General features: G+C 63.7%; 16 protein-coding genes and 2 tRNA genes. 1 reads left to right on the forward strand and 17 read right to left on the reverse strand.

From position 1 onward, the window contains the following. Positions 1–11: 11 nt before the first annotated feature. The 8 genes from GEMMAAP_RS09255 to GEMMAAP_RS09290 form a co-directional block, all read right to left on the reverse strand. Positions 12–887 carry a YicC/YloC family endoribonuclease gene (locus GEMMAAP_RS09255; protein ID WP_026850784.1) on the reverse strand — a complete coding sequence of 292 codons (876 nt, stop codon included), beginning with the start codon at positions 885–887 and terminating at the stop codon, positions 12–14. Between the two features lie 43 nt (positions 888–930). Next, a complete protein-coding gene (locus tag GEMMAAP_RS09260; RefSeq protein WP_158514795.1) occupies positions 931–2,898 on the reverse strand; it encodes a TonB-dependent receptor in 1,968 nt (655 codons plus the stop codon). After that, positions 2,895–4,376 carry a leucyl aminopeptidase gene (locus GEMMAAP_RS09265; protein WP_043581649.1) on the reverse strand — a complete coding sequence of 494 codons (1,482 nt, stop codon included), beginning with the start codon at positions 4,374–4,376 and terminating at the stop codon, positions 2,895–2,897. Before GEMMAAP_RS09265 ends, GEMMAAP_RS09260 begins: the two co-directional genes overlap by 4 nt. Positions 4,377–4,566: 190 nt before the next feature. Next, positions 4,567–4,638, reverse strand: a tRNA-Asn gene (locus tag GEMMAAP_RS09270). Between the two features lie 136 nt (positions 4,639–4,774). Continuing rightward, positions 4,775–4,858 (reverse strand) — tRNA-Leu (locus GEMMAAP_RS09275). 106 nt (positions 4,859–4,964) lie between these two features. Next, a complete protein-coding gene (locus tag GEMMAAP_RS09280) occupies positions 4,965–5,558 on the reverse strand; it encodes a Spy/CpxP family protein refolding chaperone (RefSeq protein WP_026850781.1) in 594 nt (197 codons plus the stop codon). Then, a complete protein-coding gene (locus GEMMAAP_RS09285; protein ID WP_026850780.1) occupies positions 5,555–6,250 on the reverse strand; it encodes a zf-HC2 domain-containing protein in 696 nt (231 codons plus the stop codon). The genes GEMMAAP_RS09280 and GEMMAAP_RS09285 overlap by 4 nt, the downstream gene beginning before the upstream one ends. Next, complete coding sequence (locus GEMMAAP_RS09290; RefSeq protein WP_026850779.1) at positions 6,243–6,797, reverse strand: RNA polymerase sigma factor; 555 nt, start codon at positions 6,795–6,797, stop codon at positions 6,243–6,245. The genes GEMMAAP_RS09285 and GEMMAAP_RS09290 overlap by 8 nt, the downstream gene beginning before the upstream one ends. A gap of 109 nt (positions 6,798–6,906) precedes the next feature. Between GEMMAAP_RS09290 and GEMMAAP_RS09295 the strand changes: the two genes are divergently transcribed. Next, on the forward strand, positions 6,907–7,653 hold the full coding sequence (locus GEMMAAP_RS09295; protein ID WP_082821201.1) for a glycerophosphodiester phosphodiesterase: 747 nt from the start codon (positions 6,907–6,909) through the stop codon (positions 7,651–7,653). On the opposite strand, the gene GEMMAAP_RS09300 is transcribed toward GEMMAAP_RS09295, so the two are convergent. The 9 genes from GEMMAAP_RS09300 to GEMMAAP_RS09335 form a co-directional block, all read right to left on the reverse strand. Further along, on the reverse strand, positions 7,607–7,966 hold the full coding sequence (locus GEMMAAP_RS09300; RefSeq protein ID WP_026850777.1) for a hypothetical protein: 360 nt from the start codon (positions 7,964–7,966) through the stop codon (positions 7,607–7,609). The genes GEMMAAP_RS09295 and GEMMAAP_RS09300 overlap by 47 nt on opposite strands. A gap of 134 nt (positions 7,967–8,100) precedes the next feature. Beyond that, the gene (gene rpmA, locus GEMMAAP_RS09305) at positions 8,101–8,394 is read right to left on the reverse strand and encodes a 50S ribosomal protein L27 (protein WP_026850776.1); all 294 of its coding nucleotides are present in this window, start codon (positions 8,392–8,394) and stop codon (positions 8,101–8,103) included. Positions 8,395–8,445: 51 nt separating this feature from the next. Further along, complete coding sequence (gene rplU / locus GEMMAAP_RS09310) at positions 8,446–8,763, reverse strand: 50S ribosomal protein L21 (protein ID WP_026850775.1); 318 nt, start codon at positions 8,761–8,763, stop codon at positions 8,446–8,448. An 88-nt stretch (positions 8,764–8,851) separates the two neighbouring features. Next, the gene (locus GEMMAAP_RS09315) at positions 8,852–10,426 is read right to left on the reverse strand and encodes an Rne/Rng family ribonuclease (RefSeq protein ID WP_026850774.1); all 1,575 of its coding nucleotides are present in this window, start codon (positions 10,424–10,426) and stop codon (positions 8,852–8,854) included. A gap of 441 nt (positions 10,427–10,867) precedes the next feature. Further along, on the reverse strand, positions 10,868–12,085 hold the full coding sequence (locus GEMMAAP_RS09320; protein ID WP_026850773.1) for an acyl-CoA dehydrogenase family protein: 1,218 nt from the start codon (positions 12,083–12,085) through the stop codon (positions 10,868–10,870). A 26-nt stretch (positions 12,086–12,111) separates the two neighbouring features. Continuing rightward, positions 12,112–13,908: a RecQ family ATP-dependent DNA helicase gene (locus tag GEMMAAP_RS09325; RefSeq protein WP_053334521.1), complete on the reverse strand. Its 1,797-nt coding sequence runs from the start codon at positions 13,906–13,908 to the stop codon at positions 12,112–12,114. Between the two features lie 301 nt (positions 13,909–14,209). Continuing rightward, complete coding sequence (locus GEMMAAP_RS09330; RefSeq protein WP_053334520.1) at positions 14,210–16,723, reverse strand: U32 family peptidase; 2,514 nt, start codon at positions 16,721–16,723, stop codon at positions 14,210–14,212. A 64-nt stretch (positions 16,724–16,787) separates the two neighbouring features. Then, a complete protein-coding gene (locus tag GEMMAAP_RS20535; protein WP_158514796.1) occupies positions 16,788–16,931 on the reverse strand; it encodes a hypothetical protein in 144 nt (47 codons plus the stop codon). Beyond that, positions 16,928–17,281, reverse strand: coding sequence for an AtuA-related protein (locus tag GEMMAAP_RS09335; RefSeq protein WP_145979075.1), 354 nt, complete (start codon positions 17,279–17,281; stop codon positions 16,928–16,930). The genes GEMMAAP_RS20535 and GEMMAAP_RS09335 overlap by 4 nt, the downstream gene beginning before the upstream one ends.

The raw sequence follows: 17,281 nt of genomic DNA on the forward strand, positions 1-17,281 counted from the left end.
CGGAAATGTGCTCACTCGAGATTCTCAACCTGCTCGCGGATTCGTTCCAGCTCTTCCTTGAGCCCAACCACCTCGTGGAGGATCGGGGCGTCAGCGGCTTTGCTACCGGTGGTGTTCGCCTCCCGAAGCATCTCCTGCAGCAGGAAGCCCAATCGCTTGCCGACCGGTTCCCCCTCGGACTCGTTGAGGGTGGCGCGGAACGCCACGATGTGGGACTGGAAGCGGTCCAACTCCTCGGCAACATCCATGCGATCCGCCAACAAGGCGATCTCCTGCGCCAAGCGGACGTCGTCAACAGCGACACCGTCGGCCAGTTCGCGGACCGACTCGCGGAGCCGGTCGCGATGGGCCACAATGCGTGCCGGGGCACGGGCAGCAATGCGCGACAGCGCCCCCTCAATGACCTCCAGACGTTGCCGGAGTACGAGGGCCAGCCGCTCCCCTTCTTCGGCCCGTGCTCGTTGCAACGCGTCCAGCGCCGCGTCGACAATGCCAACCAGTTCCGCCACGGTGCCGGTATCGTCCTCTTCGCGCGGTGCGGCCATCACGTCGGGCATGCGCAGCACACTGGCGAGGTCAACTCCGCCCGATAGGCCATTGGCTTCCACCAACGCCTTCAGCTGCGCAGCCGCGGCGGCAAAGCGCGCTTCATTGATCGCGACCGGGGCATCGGCCATCCGCTCGGCCCGGGCGGTCAGCGTGACGTGGCCGCGTGCGACCTTGAGGCGCATGGCTTCACGTACATCGGACTCCCAGCGCCCAAAGGCCCCGGGCACTTTGATGCTGGGCGAAAAGAAACGGTGGTTGACGGTTCGCACGTCCACCACCACGCGCAGTGCGCCCACCGTTCCTTCCGCCTGGCCATACCCTGTCATGGAGCGAATCATTCCCGAATCATAACCTCGCGGCGGCAGCACGGGGATGCCGACCTCAATTCGAGAACTCCCAGCGAACGCCGTACATCTGAACAGCGGGGGGCATGGTGATCCCGCGAATCTGCTCGTATTGCCCGCCGGTGAGGTTGCGATACTGGTAGAACAGCGTTCCGCGCTGGAGTCGAATTTCCAGCAGGCCGGTGGCCACCTGCGCCGGCTCTGTCGTCCATTTCAGCGGATCTTCGTCTGGCCCATAGAAGAACGGCACGCCGGACCGACTGTCAAAGATCAACCGCGCATTGAAGCCGAACTGCCCTTTGGGGAACTTGCTCCTCCACTCGGAGATGAGCGCAATTTCCGTGCGGATTTGTGTCTTGGGGCGATTGTATTGTGCCGCATCCCAGCTCACGGCCTGCACATCCACGTAGACATCCTTGTACAACCGACCGTTGGCGGAGACCGTGACACCGGTCGCGGGATTGGCGGCAATCACCGACGGCGTGGGGCCCAGCAGCGGCAGCGTTCCGTAGACCGTCGCATCGTCCCGGATCACGCCACCGCCAAACCAGAGTCGTTTGACTTTCACGGCAGCCTCCGCACGCAGCGTGCTGGCCGCTGGCCGCCCCGTGGTGTCGTCGGGTGACCGGCTGCTCCGCCCCACCACGACCGCCAGCCATGGTACTGGCCGCACGCGCGCAAAGAGTTCGGTACGATCGGTGGAGTCCCGACCGTTGCGCTCAACCCACGCACCGGCATCAAGCTTCCACCACTGCGCCTGGGCACGGGCTACCGGTGCTTGTTCAAGGGTGCCCGCGCGGGGACGCAGTCGATTGGTCAGCGACGCGGTCCACCAACTACCGCGATATCCCACCGCGACCACGTGTTGCGTTTGCCCACGGATCGTATCCCCTTCCACGACCACTGTATCACCATCCGTGATGATGGTCGTATCCCTTCCCTGTTGCTTGGTACGGAGCGCGTTCATGATGGCCTGTGACCAGAAGCCCCGGGTCGTGTCGCCATAGCCAACTCGCAGATACCCTTCGCGGCGTTGTCCCTTGAACGACGGCAACGCCAGATAATCCGTCCGTGGCGTGTGGGCGTCTCGTTCGCGACCGATGGAATTGGCAAATCCATCGACGCTCAGCTTGCCGCGTGACCATCCCACGCGTGCATAGAAGGACTGCGACTCGCCATCGCTTCGCAACCGCGTGCTGCCTTCGGTCCCGCCAAATGCCGACACGCGCCCGGACTGTGTCGCAATCTGCTGTCCGCCGAGCTGCAGTACCGCTCCATTCCGCCATCGCCGCGCGAGAAAACCACGAAATGCGTTGGTGTTCAGGTCACCGGTGAAGATGTCCACGCGTGTGGCAGGGGTGATACTCGTAACCGTTTTGGAGCGAAGCCAGACCCGAACCTCCCCAGGCGAGCGTTCGAGCACCACCTCATCGAGGTTCCAGATGGGGACATCGGTGAGGTCGAGCATGCCGCCATTTCTTGGCTCAACCGCATCAAGTTCGACGCCATCGAGAAAGATACGAATACGCGACGCGTCTCCGTTCAATGACGCGCCGTGGAGCCCCGCGAACCAACCGCTGCGGTATGTGGTGATACCCGGAACCCGATCGAGCAGATCGGCAAGATTGATGGCCCCCGATCCCATGATGGAATCGCCGCGCCACCGAAGGCGATCGACCGTCTCCATGTTGCGCGGCGTTTCAAAGCGTGCCAGCGGCGACCGGATGGTATCCCCGGCTTTCACCTTGGCCAGACTGTCAGCCACCTGCCGGGCCCGCGCACGCAACGAAGAATCCGCCTCCGGAGACCTCCGCGCGGCGCCGCTATCCGGCGACGGCACCGGCACGCTGACGCGCACGGAATCGGACTTCCGGAGCGTGTCGGGGCGCACCTGTGCCTGTACGGACGACACGCCGGCGGCAACGAGCGTGACCATCGTCACCAGAGCGACGACGGTCCGCTGCACCCACTGGCGGGCGCACCGCCCTGGCATACGAACGGTCACTGCCGCGCGCGGGCCCGCACGAACTCCACGAAGGTCCCGACGGGTGTCCCCGTGGGCCCCTTCGGAATCCATCCCAGATCACTCTGCGAATAGGCCGTACCGGCGACATCGAGATGGACGAACGGATACCCGTCCACAAACTCCTGCAGGAAGAGCGCCGCGGTGATGGAGCCGGCCGCACGCCCACCGGTGTTCTTCATGTCGGCCACATCACTCTTGATCTGCTCCTTGTACTCATCCCACATGGGCATCGGCCAGCCGGCTTCACCGGCCGCGGCCCCGGCGGCGAGCACTTCGTCGGCGGCAGCCTTGTCGGTACTGAACACCCCCACCGCGTTTGCGCCGAGGCCGATCACAATAGCCCCCGTGAGTGTGGCAGCGTCGATGACGATGGCGGGGTTGTAGCGCTTGGCGAAAACCAACAGGTCGGCCAGCACCAATCGGCCTTCGGCATCGGTGTTGATGATTTCGATGGTCTTGCCGTTGGAGGCACGTACCACATCGCCCGGCTTGACCGCTTCACCCGATGGCATGTTGGTCGTGGACCCGATGATACCGACCACGTTGATCGGCAGCTTCAGACGGCCGATGGTTTCCATCGCACCCATGACGCCGCCGGCCCCGGACATGTCGAACTTCATCCACTCCATCTCCGGTGCCGGCTTGATGGAGATGCCGCCCGTGTCAAAGCAGAGTCCCTTGCCAACGAGCACGACCGGCTGCTGGTCGGCAGGTCCGCCCCGGTACTCCAGCGCCACGAGACGCGGCTCTTGTGAGGTCCCCTGCGCGACACACAGAAATGATCCCATCTGCAGATCGGTCATCTCGCGCCGCCCCAGCACCGTGATGGCCATGCTGTGGCGTAGGGCAATCTCCTGGCCCACTTCGACAAATGTGTCCGGTGTGCAGTAATTGCCCGGCATCTGTCCGAGCCGCTTGGCAATATTCTGCCCTTCACCAATCGCCACACCAGCCTCGAAGGCGGCTCGCACGTCGGCGGTATCGGGTGCCAGTATGGTTACCTGTTCGAGTCGCGCCCGACGATCCTTCTCCGGGGGCTGCGTCTGCAAATCAGGATAGCTCCAGCTGCCGGCCATAGCGCCGATGGCCAGCCCTTCAATGGCGGCCGCATCGACATCGGGCACGTAGAGATGCATGGCGCCGGTGCCCAGCTTCCCCGCCTGCCGAGCGGCAATGGCCGCTGCACGACGCGTCGCGGTGCGAGTCAGAGGGGCGCTGCCACGCCCCACCAGCAATACCCGTTGGGCCCCACCGTCACCACCAACGAGCAAAAGTGTTTCATCCTTGCCGCCCCGGAAATCCCGGCGCGCCAGCGTGCGCGCCAGGGCCCCCTGCAATGACGCATCCACGTCTACCAAGGCATCGATCAACGTTGGGTCGGCGGGGAGGATGATCGCCAGCAACGGAGTCTCAATGGCGGCGGGAGCCAAATGAGCAAGCGAGAACGTGAGCGGCATGAGTCTGGTGCGAAGGGACAGTCACCGACCGGATTCGGTCAGGGATCAGGGCTCGGGGAAGCTAGGCGGCATCGCGTGCGAGCGGCAAGCGCGTGATCACCTCCATGGCCACCCGACGGGAGACGGAGACCGCGAGCAATGTACCCGGAACGACGAAGCCCGATCCCAGACGGGATCGGGCTTCATGCAACTGGGGCGGGTGGACTCGAACCACCAACCGTCCGATTAACAGTCGGATGCTCTGCCATTGAGCTACACCCCATCAATGCTGCTCAGCCCGGCGCATTTCCCGGCGCTGCCCCACTGAGTTCCGTCTGCACCACCCCTACGCGCAACGCACACCACCCGTTGACCCGCACCTTGTGCGCACCCCCCAACTGTTTCGTAAGAGGCGAGCATGCCCAGAGTGGGGGTCGAACCCACATGACCTTGCGGTCGACGGATTTTGAGTCCGTTGCGTCTGCCGATTCCGCCATCTGGGCGCACAAACGGGCGCCAAGAAGACGCCCGCCAGTGAACTCCAAGTGTACATCGATGCGCGTGCTCCCGCTACCACCGGGGCGGGACTTCCTGCGGCATCTTGCGTGATCAGGGAATGCCGGCTGGCGGGCGCCGTCGATACGGCGTACCCGTCCCAGCGGTGGGATTCCCCGAGCTATCCGCCCCCAACCGCCGCCGCTGAAGCTCCTGCATGCCACGGCGCAGCTCGTCTTGCAGGGCGAAATACCGCGCACGCTGCACCGGCGTGAGGAAGCGGGACAACTCCCGCTGCTCCTGTTCCAGCAACTCAAGACGCCGCCGCTCAAGCCGGGGCATTTGCTCCAGCAACTCCACGACCCGCGCTTCATTCGCGCTATCCCCAGCCTGCAACTCTTCACGCATCGCCTGGCGGGCTTGCATTTCATCGCGCCGCAGCACGCGACGTGCCCCTTCGGCCCTCGATGCGACTTCGCGCAGCTTTACCGCCTGCTCATCGGTCAGTTGCAGGCGCTGACGGACCATATTCTCCACCCGCTGCTGAAAGCGCTTTTCGAGCTCCTGGCGGCGCGGATCATCGGCGCGCCTGCCACGAATCTCGCGTGTAGGCGGCTGCCCCGCCGGTGGCCCACTCTGGGCCATCATGAGCGCTGGGCCCAGGGACATCACCGCCACGCCAAGCCAAACTGCGCGACGCAGGGTCATGGTGCGGTCCCCCCACTGGTCGGGGTCATCGGGACGCCGGGTAGCGGTTCCGTGTTTGTTGCTCCATCCCACCGGTCCAAACGGTCCAGCATGCGCTGCAACTCCGCCTCGGTGTAATCGCCCAGATCACCGTACGAAACCGACACATCCGGTGCCTCTGGCCGTACCGAAGCAGCAACGGCAACGGTCTCTGGGTGTGCCTTGCCCGCGAGCTGCGCGGCAACCACTGACGCGCTCTCCCCCACCTGCAGGGTACTGGCCGCCGGCGACTGCACCGTCGTGACTCCGCGCCGTGCCACCAGAATTGATGTCCCGCCGGCAATGACCACGCCGAGCGTCGCCGCCAGGCGCCACACCGACATGCCAAAGACCTGCCCGCGTCCTTTTCGCGAATGCATCGACGGCGGTGACAACGGCCGCTGACTGGTCGCTGCGGACAAGGATCCGGCCTCGCGCACCAGTCGCGGGCCACTGGCGGGGGCCAGCGGCAACGCCGCCACAATTCGTGCGACATCGGGAACGGCCACTCGGGGCCGCGACGCCCGCACCAGGCGGAGCACGGCAAGGTCATCCGCACACCATTGGCACACGGCCACGTGTGACGCAATCCGTGCCGCACCGACGTCGTCGAGCGATTCAGCCACGTAGTCCGGCAACAGATCCTGCAGCTCGGGGCTGCGGCACTCAGTCATGAAGAAACTCCTTCACCGCGCGCATGGCGTTGTGATAATGCACCCGTGCCGCTCCCTCGGTAGATCCGAGGATCTCGGCAATGTCCTTGTAGCTCCGTCCTTCCTGCACCCGCAGCGTGAACACGTCACGCTGCATGCGCGTCAACTGCGCCATCGCACCAGCTACGCGCTGCGCCGCTTCGTCAGCCATCAGTGCGTCGAGCGCGTCAAACCCGCTGGCCGCGTGCGTGTCATCGATCTCCACGTCGTGACCGCGTCGCGCTTGCGCGCGCCGCCGATCAATAACCAGGCGCCGTTCAATCGTGAACAACCAGGTGCGAAGTGAGCTATCGGCACGAAACGTGTCCATCGCGGAAAAGGCCCGGATGAAGGTGTCCTGTACCAGTTCATCCACGTCATCACTGACTCCCAACCGACCGGCGAAACGCGCCAGCGCCTCAGCATGCCGCTCGACAAGTGCCGTTGCAGCCCGCTGGTCGCCCGCCTTCCACTGTTCGATGAGTGCGCCATCAACCGTGGCGTCCTCCTGCTGGGTGGCATCGATCATACGTTCGGAATATTGGACGAGTGGTGTCCCAATGTGTTAAGGCGGTCGAAAAATCAGGCCGGGGGGGGGCCGATTGACCGGCAGTGATTTGCGGGGCAGCTTGACGATCATGCCTCCTTCCCCCCGCCCAATGTCCATTCGCGCACCCGCCATCATCGCCCACCGGGGAGCCTCCCGGGACTTCCGGGAGAACACCATGCGTGCCTTTCAGAGGGCATTGGAGCTTGAGGTGGATGGCATAGAGTTGGACGTTCACGCCACCCGCGACGGGGTACTGGTGGTCCACCATGATGCCTCGCTGCCAATGCACCACGGGGAGGCGGTGGAACGTGTGCCGCTCGTTCGTTTGTCCGCCGCCGAACTGGCCGAGTTCCGACTGCCGAGTGGCGACCCCATCCCGACACTGGACGAGATCTTCCGGGCTGTTGGCGACCGGGCAACCGTCTATGTCGAGGTCAAGGCTCCGAATGTGGAACCCATGGTGGCGGCACTGCTCGACCAGCATCCGGAGGTCCGCAGTGCGGTACACGCCTTTGACCACCGCATTCCGGTCGGTGTTCGTGCCATTCGTCCAGTGACCATGATTGGGCTGTTGAGTGCGTCATACCCCCTTAACGTTCAGGGGGTTATATCGGGGTCGGGCGCCACAATGTTCTGGCAACACGCCGACCTGATCGACGAACGGCTGGTGCAGGCGGTACATGAGGCCGGCTTGCAGATCGTCGCTTGGACGGTTAACAGTGCGCGCCACGCGCGCCAGCTGGCGGCGTGGGGCGTGGATGCCCTGTGTACGGATGTGCCGGACGAAATCAGGACGGCGCTTGCGACGGGTCCGTCGGGGGCGGAGGCGGCGTAGCGGTATCTGGCGCTCCCGCTGGTGGCTCCGTCATTCCGGCGGCTGCCCTGGCAGCGGCCAGCTCCGTTTCCAGCCGCCGCGCATCGGTATCCCGGCTACGGAGCGCGTCGGTGAGACGCTGGCGGGCATCGGCATCGAGCTCTCCTCCCGCCTCTGCGGCGCGAAATATCGCGTATCCCAACGCCTCGGCGGCCTTGTCGGCCTGCTCCCGAGCGCGATAGGCATCGAGGCGCAGCTTGCCCTCGTCGAAGACGTCCTGCGCGGCCTTCCCAGCCTTATCGATGCCCTGTCGGACCTTGTCCCAGATTGCCATGATTTCCTCGTGGGTGATGGATCTAGAGGCACTACGGGGGCACACCCCGTCAGGTTACGAGCCCGGGACGGTGGGAACAAGACAAAGGGGCAGGACACCGACCGGTGCCCTGCCCCTTTGGTGGTACGAAGCGCTTACGCCTCGACCAGCTCCTCGGACGTCTCTTCGACGTACTCGACGGGGACGACGTTGACCTTGTACGCCTTCTTGTTCTTGTGGGCGAACTGCACCACGCCATCAACCAGCGAGTAGATGGTGTAGTCGGTGCCCATACCTACGTTGGCACCCGGGTGCCACTTGGTGCCGCACTGACGCAGGATGATGTTGCCAGCCGTGACGAACTCGCCGCCGTACTTCTTGATGCCGCGGTACTTCGGGTTCGAATCGCGGCCGTTGCGTGAGGAGCCGACGCCCTTCTTATGTGCCATGACGAATACTCCAGTGAGGAAGCGCGCGGGCTACCCGCGCGCCGCCGGCGCTCAGCCGAGGGTGATGTCCTTGATACGAACTTCCGTGAACTTCTGACGGTGGCCCTGCTTGCGCGCGTAATTCTTGCGGCGCTTGAACTTGAAGACGATGATTTTGTCTTCGAGGCCGTGCTTCACGATCTCGGCCGTCACCTTCGCGCCGGCGAGCGTGGGCACGCCCAGGCGGACCTGCGTGCCGTCGGAGCCGATGAGGACGTCGTTGAATTCGACGGCCGTGCCGGCATCACCCAGCAACGAAGGGATCCGAAGGGTCTTGCCCGGCTCAGCACGGAACTGCTTGCCGCCGGTGCGGATGATCGCGTAGCTCATGGTTCTTTCCAGTGATGTGCGTTCCAAACGTAGCCTAGAAGCTTATCAGACCACGGGTTAGCTGTCAACTACCAGCCAGCCCATTTGCTCAGGCAAGTGCGTACTGCTGGGTTACGTCGCGCTGAGCGCCACGAACCACCAACTTGATCTCGTCGGGCTTGAGCAGAGGGTCGTCCCGCAGCTCCAGGGGGAAACCGGCCAATTTTTCCAGCCGTTTCACGAAATCGTGCTCCTGTTCCAGAACATGGAGTGCCACCTCGGGGTGGAGCCGAAGCACCACCGATTCCTTACGGCCCTCGGCGGCCATGCGACGCACGGCCCGCTCGGTACGCCGGACAATGGTTTCCGGGGTAAAGATCCGCCCGCTCCCGGAGCAGGTCGGACAGGCTTCCGTCATACTCTGGTAATGGCTCTGGCGCACCCGCTGGCGGGTCATCTCCACCAACCCCAGATCGGACACGGCAAACGCCTTGGTGCGCGCTCGATCGCGCCCGAGGTGTGTGCGGAGCTCGTGGAGTACCTTGTCGCGGTTGCCCTGCGTCTCCATGTCAATGAAGTCGCAGACGATAATGCCGCCCACGTCCCGCAACCGGAGCTGTCGCGCGATTTCCCGCGCCGCTTCGGTATTGGTTTTGAAGATCGTTTTCTCAGGGTCGCGCTTGCCGGTGTACCGCCCGGAATTCACGTCGATGGACACCAGCGCTTCGGTCTGCTCAATGATGATGTATCCACCGCTGGGCAGATCACACCGTCGCTTGAAGAGATCGCGGATTTCCGTTTCGATCTCTTCCTTGTCGAAGAGCGGGACCGTCTCTTCGTAGAGCTTGACGCGCTCCACGAGTTCCGGCGCAATGCCCTGCAGGTATTCGGTGATCTCGTTGTAGACCTGCTTGGAGTCTACTGAGACCCGCTCCACCTTCGCGCTGAACAAGTCGCGCACCAGCCCGCGCGTGACATTGGTTTCGCGATGCACCAAGGCCGGCGCCCGCAGAAACTGCGTTTTGCGCTTGATCCGCTTCCAGTTGTTCATGAGCGTGTTCAATTCACGCTCGAACGTTTCCTTGGTGGCGTCTTCGGAGACGGTGCGGACGATTACGCCGCCGGAATTGTCAGGGAGCATTTCCCCGACCATGGCGCGCAGCCGCTGCCGTTCGGCGCGCTCATCGATTTTCCGGCTAATACCGACCTTGGACGCAAACGGCATGTACACCAGGAAACGCCCGGCCAGGGACACCTGCGCCGTGACACGCGGCCCCTTGGTGGAAATGGGTTCCTTGGTGATCTGGACCAGGATGTCCTGCCCGCGCTTGAGCAGATCCTGAATGGGACGGACTTCACGGCGACCGCGACGGCCACCGCCGCCGGCACTACCGCCGCCCTGCTCGTCTCCACCCTCGTCCTCATCCTCGTCATCATCGTCGGCCACCTGCGCGTCCTCCACCACCACATCGGCGGCGTGGAGAAACGCGGACTTTTCGGTGCCGATGTTCACGAAGGCGGCCTGAATGCCTGGGAGCACTGCCTCGACCTTGCCGAGATAGACGTCGCCAACCATGCGACGTGCATCCGGCCGATCGACCAGCAACTCCACCAGCTGACCATCCTCCATGATGGCGACGCGCGTTTCACGCGGCGTCGCATTCACCAGGAGCTCTCGCTTCATTAGGACGTGCCGAACACCCAGGGCGGCGGCGACTCCGCTTGACCGAGGGGGACGACGAACACGGTGGACCAACGGAGTGACCGCGCGCGCCAATGGCAGAAGCCCGGCGGCTGCGCACGACCGAACGTCACAAGGCGCCCCCAACCGGCATAACGAGATCGGATCGAACGAGCCACGGCCCGGGTCGCGGACCATCCCGCGCTGGCAGCGGCGGGAGGCGCAGGCCTCGGGAAGTACGTGGTCGCCCGCGATCGACGCGCAGAAGGCGTGTCATGCGGAGGGACGAGTGGGCGGGTCGGTCGGTGGCTCGCTGGCTCCGGCCGGCCCGATCCACAAACGCAAACGGCCCGCGAGTCGCACGGGCCGCCGGCGCCTGAAGCGACGGCTGTGGGTGAACGCCGTAAACTACTGCGGGGTGAGGGTTTCCCGCAACGTCGGCGGCTACGCCATCAACCCTTTCAGCAGGTGTCGGGCAATCACCATGCGCTGGATCTCGCTCGTCCCCTCGCCAATCTCGCAGATCTTGGCGTCGCGCATGAACCGCTCCACCGGATAATCCTTGGTGTAGCCGTAGCCGCCGTGAATCTGGATGGCCTTGATGGTGGCACGCATGGCCATCTCCGAGCAGAATAGCTTGGCCATGGCGGCTTCCTTGCCGAACGGCTTGCCATTCTGGGCCAGCCAAGCGGCGTGGTACACCAGATGGCGCCCAGCCTCGATTTCGGTGGCAATATCGCTCAGCTGGAACTGGATGCCCTGGAAGCTGGCAATGGCGGCGCCGAACTGCTTCCGCACGCTGGCATACTTGAGCGACTCATCGAGTGCTCCCTGGGCGATGCCCAGCGACAACGCGGCAATACCGATACGCCCGGCATCGAGGGTCTTCATGAAGTTGATGAACCCCAACCCTTCGGTGCCAAGAAGGTTTTCCGCCGGGACTTCGACATTATCGAATAACAGCTCCCGGGTGTCGGAGGCCCGCCAGCCCAGCTTGTCCTCCTTCTTTCCGGCCTTGAACCCCTTCATGGGCGCCAGCGAATCGTCGTGCCCAACTCCCAGCACGCGGCAAGCCTCGATGTCCACGCTCTCCTTCGTGAGCACGAAACTCGAAATGCCCTTGGTGCCCTTGGTTGGGTCGGTGACCGCCGTCACGACGAACACCTCGCCCACGCCGGCATGCGTGATGAAACGCTTGCTGCCGTTGAGCAGGTAGTAGCCGTCCTTCTTGACCGCCGTGGTCTTGGTACCGCCCGCATCACTGCCGGCGGCTTCTTCCGTCAGCCCGAAGCCACCAAGTACCTGTCCACTGGCCAGCAGGGGAACGTACTTGGCGATTTGTGCCGGCGTGCCGAAGTTCACGATCGGCGACGTGCCCAACGTGGTATGGGCGCTGATCGTGATGGAGTGTGAGGCACAGACTTTTGCCAGCTCTTCAATCGCGATCATGAAACTGATCGTGTCAAAGCCGGCACCGCCGATGTCTTCGGACCACGGAATACCCAGCAGCCCGAGCTCTCCCATCTTTTTGACATTCTCCCACGGGAACGTGGAAGCATCGTCATGCTGAGAGGCGACTGGCGCCACATGATCGCGAGCGAAGGCACTCACCATATCGCGCACGGCGAGGTGCTGCTCGGAGAAATACAGACTGTCGTCCATCTGAAACGGTCGGGGTAGGAAGAGAATCAGGACCGTGGGCGGGACCGGGATCGCAACGCACGCGGTGTTCGCAACGCACGGACGGACCCGGCAGGACCGAGGCAACGATCACAGGCACCACAATGTTCACGTGCATCGGGGTCACCGAAATAGCGCAGGATGTACGCTCTTCGGCAATGGCGAGTTTGCGCGTAATGTTGCATGGCATCAAGTCGCGCGGTTTCAGTCCGACGACGCCGTTCCAATGCGGACCAGTCCACGGGAAGCCAAGAGGGATCCACGGCGGCAGCCGCAAGGTGGAATCCCGCCCCGGAACGATTCCATGTAACAAACTGCTGCGCTTCCAGCCGTTCAAGAACGGGGACCAATCCTGTCGTCCCACCAAATCCCGGTGGAAGCCCCTCAAGATCAACAGTGACGCCAGTGGCCAGCCCGCCGCGCGTCGCACGCCACAAACTGCGCAACACCTCGCGATCATGATCCCGGCTCCCCTGCAACTCCCGGCCGATACGGGCTGGCGATGCAAGCAGGCGAATCCAGACGCGCCCAGGGAGTGTGGGGGCGGCCGTACAGGCGCCGCTCCCAATCAGCACGCGCAAGGCGGCTGCGACCTGGCGTTCACCCGGACAACCAGCCATCGACCGGGCCAGCCCCTCCGCCGACGCGGCCACGAAGCGGGTCCCGTCGGCTGCACGACGCAATGCGCTCCATGCATCCTCTACCAGACGGCGGGCCGGATTGGCGCTGTCGAGAAAGAAATCGTGGGTGGACCGATCGGTGTGGTGATGCAGCAGCACACACGTACTGGGGTTCCCGTCACGTCCTGCCCGCCCGGCTTCCTGGTAATACGATTCAATGGCGCCGGGCATAGCGTGGTGCACGACCAGACGGACATCAGGCTTGTCGATTCCCATACCAAACGCGCTCGTTGCCACAATCACCCGAGCGCGTTCCTCCATGAACGCATCCTGCGCGCGCTGTCGCAGTGTCGCATCAAGCCCCGCGTGGTACGCGGTGGCCTTGATGCGCCCCCGTACCAACAGCGATGCCAAACGCTCGACGGCTTTACGCGTTGGTGCATACACCACGGCCGGCCCGGATGCCTCGTGCAACCACTGAATGGCCAGCCGGTCTTTGTCCGGCGGCGTTCGTGCCGGTACCACATGATACGTGAGATTGGTTCGGTCAAATCCCGCCACAACGATTGCCGGATCGCTGAGCGTGAGCTGCCGCATGATATCCTCTCGTACGCTGGGCGTTGCGGTCGCGGTCAGTGCAACGGTTTGCGGGTTCCCCAATTGCTCACGCACCTGTGCAATGCGACGGTAACTCGGCCGGAAATCATGTCCCCATTCGCTGATGCAATGCGCCTCGTCCACCGCGAACAGCGCGACCCCGATTCGTGACAGTTGCTGGACCATCCGTCCGGCTTCTGCGCGCTCCGGCGAGAGATACAACAATTTGAGCCGACCTTCGCGTGCCTCAGCAAGGCGATCGGCAACGTCGCTGCGACTCAACGTGCTATTGATGTATGCGGACGCCACTCCCTTCCGACGCAGCGTTTCCACCTGATCCTTCATGAGGGAAATGAGCGGGCTGATGACAATAGTCAGCCCTGCTCGCACCAGAGCCGGCACCTGATAGCAGAGCGACTTTCCCCCGCCGGTAGGCAAGACGACCAACGCGTCGCGGCCTGAGAGCACCGCCTGCACCGCCCGGATTTGCGGCGGGCGAAAATCGGGATATCCGAATTGTTCGCGCAACACGCGGCGCGCGTCGGACAGCGCGCCCAACGATCGATCAGGCAGGGCATAGGGGGGCATACCACACGGTATGGCCCCGCACGTCTTTGAACGAGAGCGCCGTTACGCGCCGCGGATCATGACAACGCGTGCACGGGCACTGCCGTACCCCGGCCGCGTTGTTGGAGATCAGCGTTCGGAAATTCGCTTGCCGGTATCGTGCATCAGGTACGCCACCCCGATGAACAACAGGGCCTTGATCCCCTCCCACACCGCTTTACCGGTACGCCCCTGTTGGATCGCCATGATGGCGTCGTACGTACACCACACCGACATCAAAAGAGGAAGAATCGGTGCCAATCGACGTGCCAGCCCGCCCATATTAGACCGCCCTCGCAAAGTGCCCACGCGTGAACTCACCATTCAGCAACCGACGGGTCGCAAGCAGCGACGGCGCCTCACCGGCAACAAGTGCGTCCAACATCTCGCGATAGGCACGGACGATCTCCTGCACCGGATCCCCCGGAACGTTAAAGACCATCTGGAACCCCCGGATCCCCTGAGCCCACAGCGCCGGCAGGAATTCGGACCCATCGATGGGCCGCGAATGCAGCAGCCGGTTGCGGCAGGCGCTATCCGTTGCGACGGCGAACGTGTATCCCGCGGGATCGGTGAGTGAGACGTTGGTGTGCTTCTGTACGCAAAGATCCCGACAGGTGGTCGGCTCGCGATCAAAGGCGGCGCTCAACACACAATGCTCGATCGTCATGCCTTCCGGGCGACCGTAGACCAGTGCATCGAACCCCCGACCGTCCCATGGCGCAACCAGCTGCCCGAGCTCCTCGGTGGTCAACTCAATGCTGGCCACCAGGCGCTGCGCGCCAAGTTCGAACATCAGCGCCGCGGTATGCTGGTTGAACACGTTGGTCGCGTAGTCGGCAATCACGTCTACGCCGGCAGCACCGAGATCGGCAACCAACCCGAGATGTCCGGTCAGAACGGGCAGCCCGAGCGCGAGCCACTTGTCGAGCCGTCGGCGTTCTTCAGGACGAACAATGGTTGGGGTGCGCAAGCGCAGCGTCACCCCCTGTGCTGCCAGTTCTTCCCGGAGCGTGTTCACCCGGGCGAGCGGCGGAGACGGATGACGGAGAAACGGATCGAGCACGATTTCTGTGGCCCCACCAGCCGCCGCCGCCCGTGCCTGCTCCAGATCATAAACAATGACGCGCAACGCGGGCATGTCCAACGACGGTGCCATCTGGGCACGCGCCGGGATGTTCGACACAGTTTCTTCAATGCGGCTGTCCCGGATGGCGCTGTCGCTCATACGCGCCCAGCCCAACTGCTGCTCCAGCTGTTCGGTGGCATCCTGCCGCACGCGATTGAGCTCACTGACCGGAATGAACAATCCCGGAGCCAGTCCATTGATATCCACCGTGCCCAGTTTGAAGGGCGTGCCCCCCAGACGGCCCAGCTGCTCTCGAAGCTGCGTCATATCGAGGGCCCGTTTGCTCGCTGGAGACAGCGGCACCTCACCGCGTACGGTCAGCTCCACATCGCCGTAGCTCCAGACCGTTTTGATCGGGCCACCGGCGTGTCCGAAGCAGCGCACATCCACGCGAATGAGCCCCACCCGCTCCGGAAGGGGCACATTGGCAAAGGACTGCTGGGATGTTGCCAGCAGGGTGGCGTCGCTGGTCCGCACCACACGCCACCCTTCCGGAACGCGCATGGGCTTGGGGCCACTGCGTACCTGTACAACAAGGCGGTGCACCCCATCGCGCACCTGAAGGGTTCGTACGGAATGCACCGTTCCCCCAAGGGAGGCTGCCGAACCCGCTTCCGGTGCCTCGAAGCCCAGTCCATCGCCCACGGCCAGGGCCCGGGTGACCTCGAGGATCAGGTCACTGCCTTCAGCTCCGGCCACCGTGCCGATCGACAATCCGCGGTTGTCAGGTTGCGTGCGCGTGATGTACTCTCGCCCCTGCCGGCCTCCATACATCCCCCCGGTGTTGCCGCGACTGAAGATCTGCACCAGCGGCTCCACCTCCTCGAGCAGCGGCATGCGACCGGTCTCGCCGCGCGCAATGCCGTCGAGCCACCCACGGTACGCCTTGGTGACGGTGGCGACGTATTCCGGCTTCTTCTTGCGCCCCTCCACCTTGAGGCATCCGACCCCCAGTTTCGCGAGGGCCTCAAGATGATCGTGTGCCGCGAGGTCCTTGGTGGAAATCAGGTAGCCACGATCCAGCTCCTCTCCCGACTGCTCATCATTGAGCGTGTAGTCCTTGCGACATGACTGGGCGCAGGAGCCACGATTGGCTGAGCGCTCGCTGATCATGCCGGACATGAAGCACTGTCCCGAATACGAAATGCACAACGCGCCGTGCACAAACGTTTCGAGGCCCAGTTCGGGGACTTCCTCGCGGATGATGCGGATGTCCTCCAACGTATTTTCGCGCGACAGGACCACGCGCTCCACGCCGAGCGCCTGCATGACCCTGGCCCCGCTGCTGTCGTGCACCGTCATTTGCGTGGAGCCATGCACTTCCAGCTGGGGATACACCTGCTGGATGAGGCGTACGACCCCGAGATCCTGGACGATGGCGGCATCAATGCCCCGGTCAATGCATTCCCCGAGATACCGGAGTGCTTCCGGCAGTTCGTGGGGTTTGATCAGCACATTGAAGGTGAGATAGACCCGGACGCCGCGGGCGTGGGCAATGGCGCAGGCCTGTGCGAGTTCCTCCAGCGAGAGCTGGGCGCCTTCGTCGCGGGCGTTATACATGGACGCCCCGAGGTAGACGGCGTTGGCACCGTTCGCCACCGCGGCTCGGACAGCATCGAGGGTGCCGGCAGGGGCCAGCAGTTCAGGAATTGGGGCAGACCGGGACATTCATGAACACTAACAGGGGGTGGAACCGTGCCGCTGGACAGCACCGGGTCCACCCCCACCGTTATCAGCGCTTGAAGAACCGGAGCAGCAGCGCCAGCCCGACGAAGCCAATGCCCACATAGCGGAGCCATTCGAGCCCGGTCTGCTGGGCAATGGAAAATGCGATGACCCCCAACACGAGCAGGGCAATCCGTACACGAAGAATCACAGTGTCCCCGGTACCCCTGCCGCCTTCGCTTCTGCATCCGGGACATCGATCACCAATCGCAACAAGGCGGTGGAGTACACCTTCCCCTGTGCGTCGGTCTTGAGGGAAAGCGTGCCGCCGCCATCGAGCGCACCGTGCAACAGAAAGTTGAGCGCACCCAGGTTGGGCAGTTCAAACCGCACCACATCGCCGGTGAGTTGGCCGCTGAAATGCGCCGTTACCGCCTCACGCGTCACGTAGCGGTCCAGAAGGGGATACCACTCCGGCCGCAATGCGATGAGCCCTACGTTGGCGGTATCGCCTTTGTCGCCGCTCCGGGCGTGGGCAATATCGAGGAGTTGGATTTTCAT

This window comes from Gemmatimonas phototrophica, assembly GCF_000695095.2.
GTDB classification, from domain to species: domain Bacteria; phylum Gemmatimonadota; class Gemmatimonadetes; order Gemmatimonadales; family Gemmatimonadaceae; genus Gemmatimonas; species Gemmatimonas phototrophica.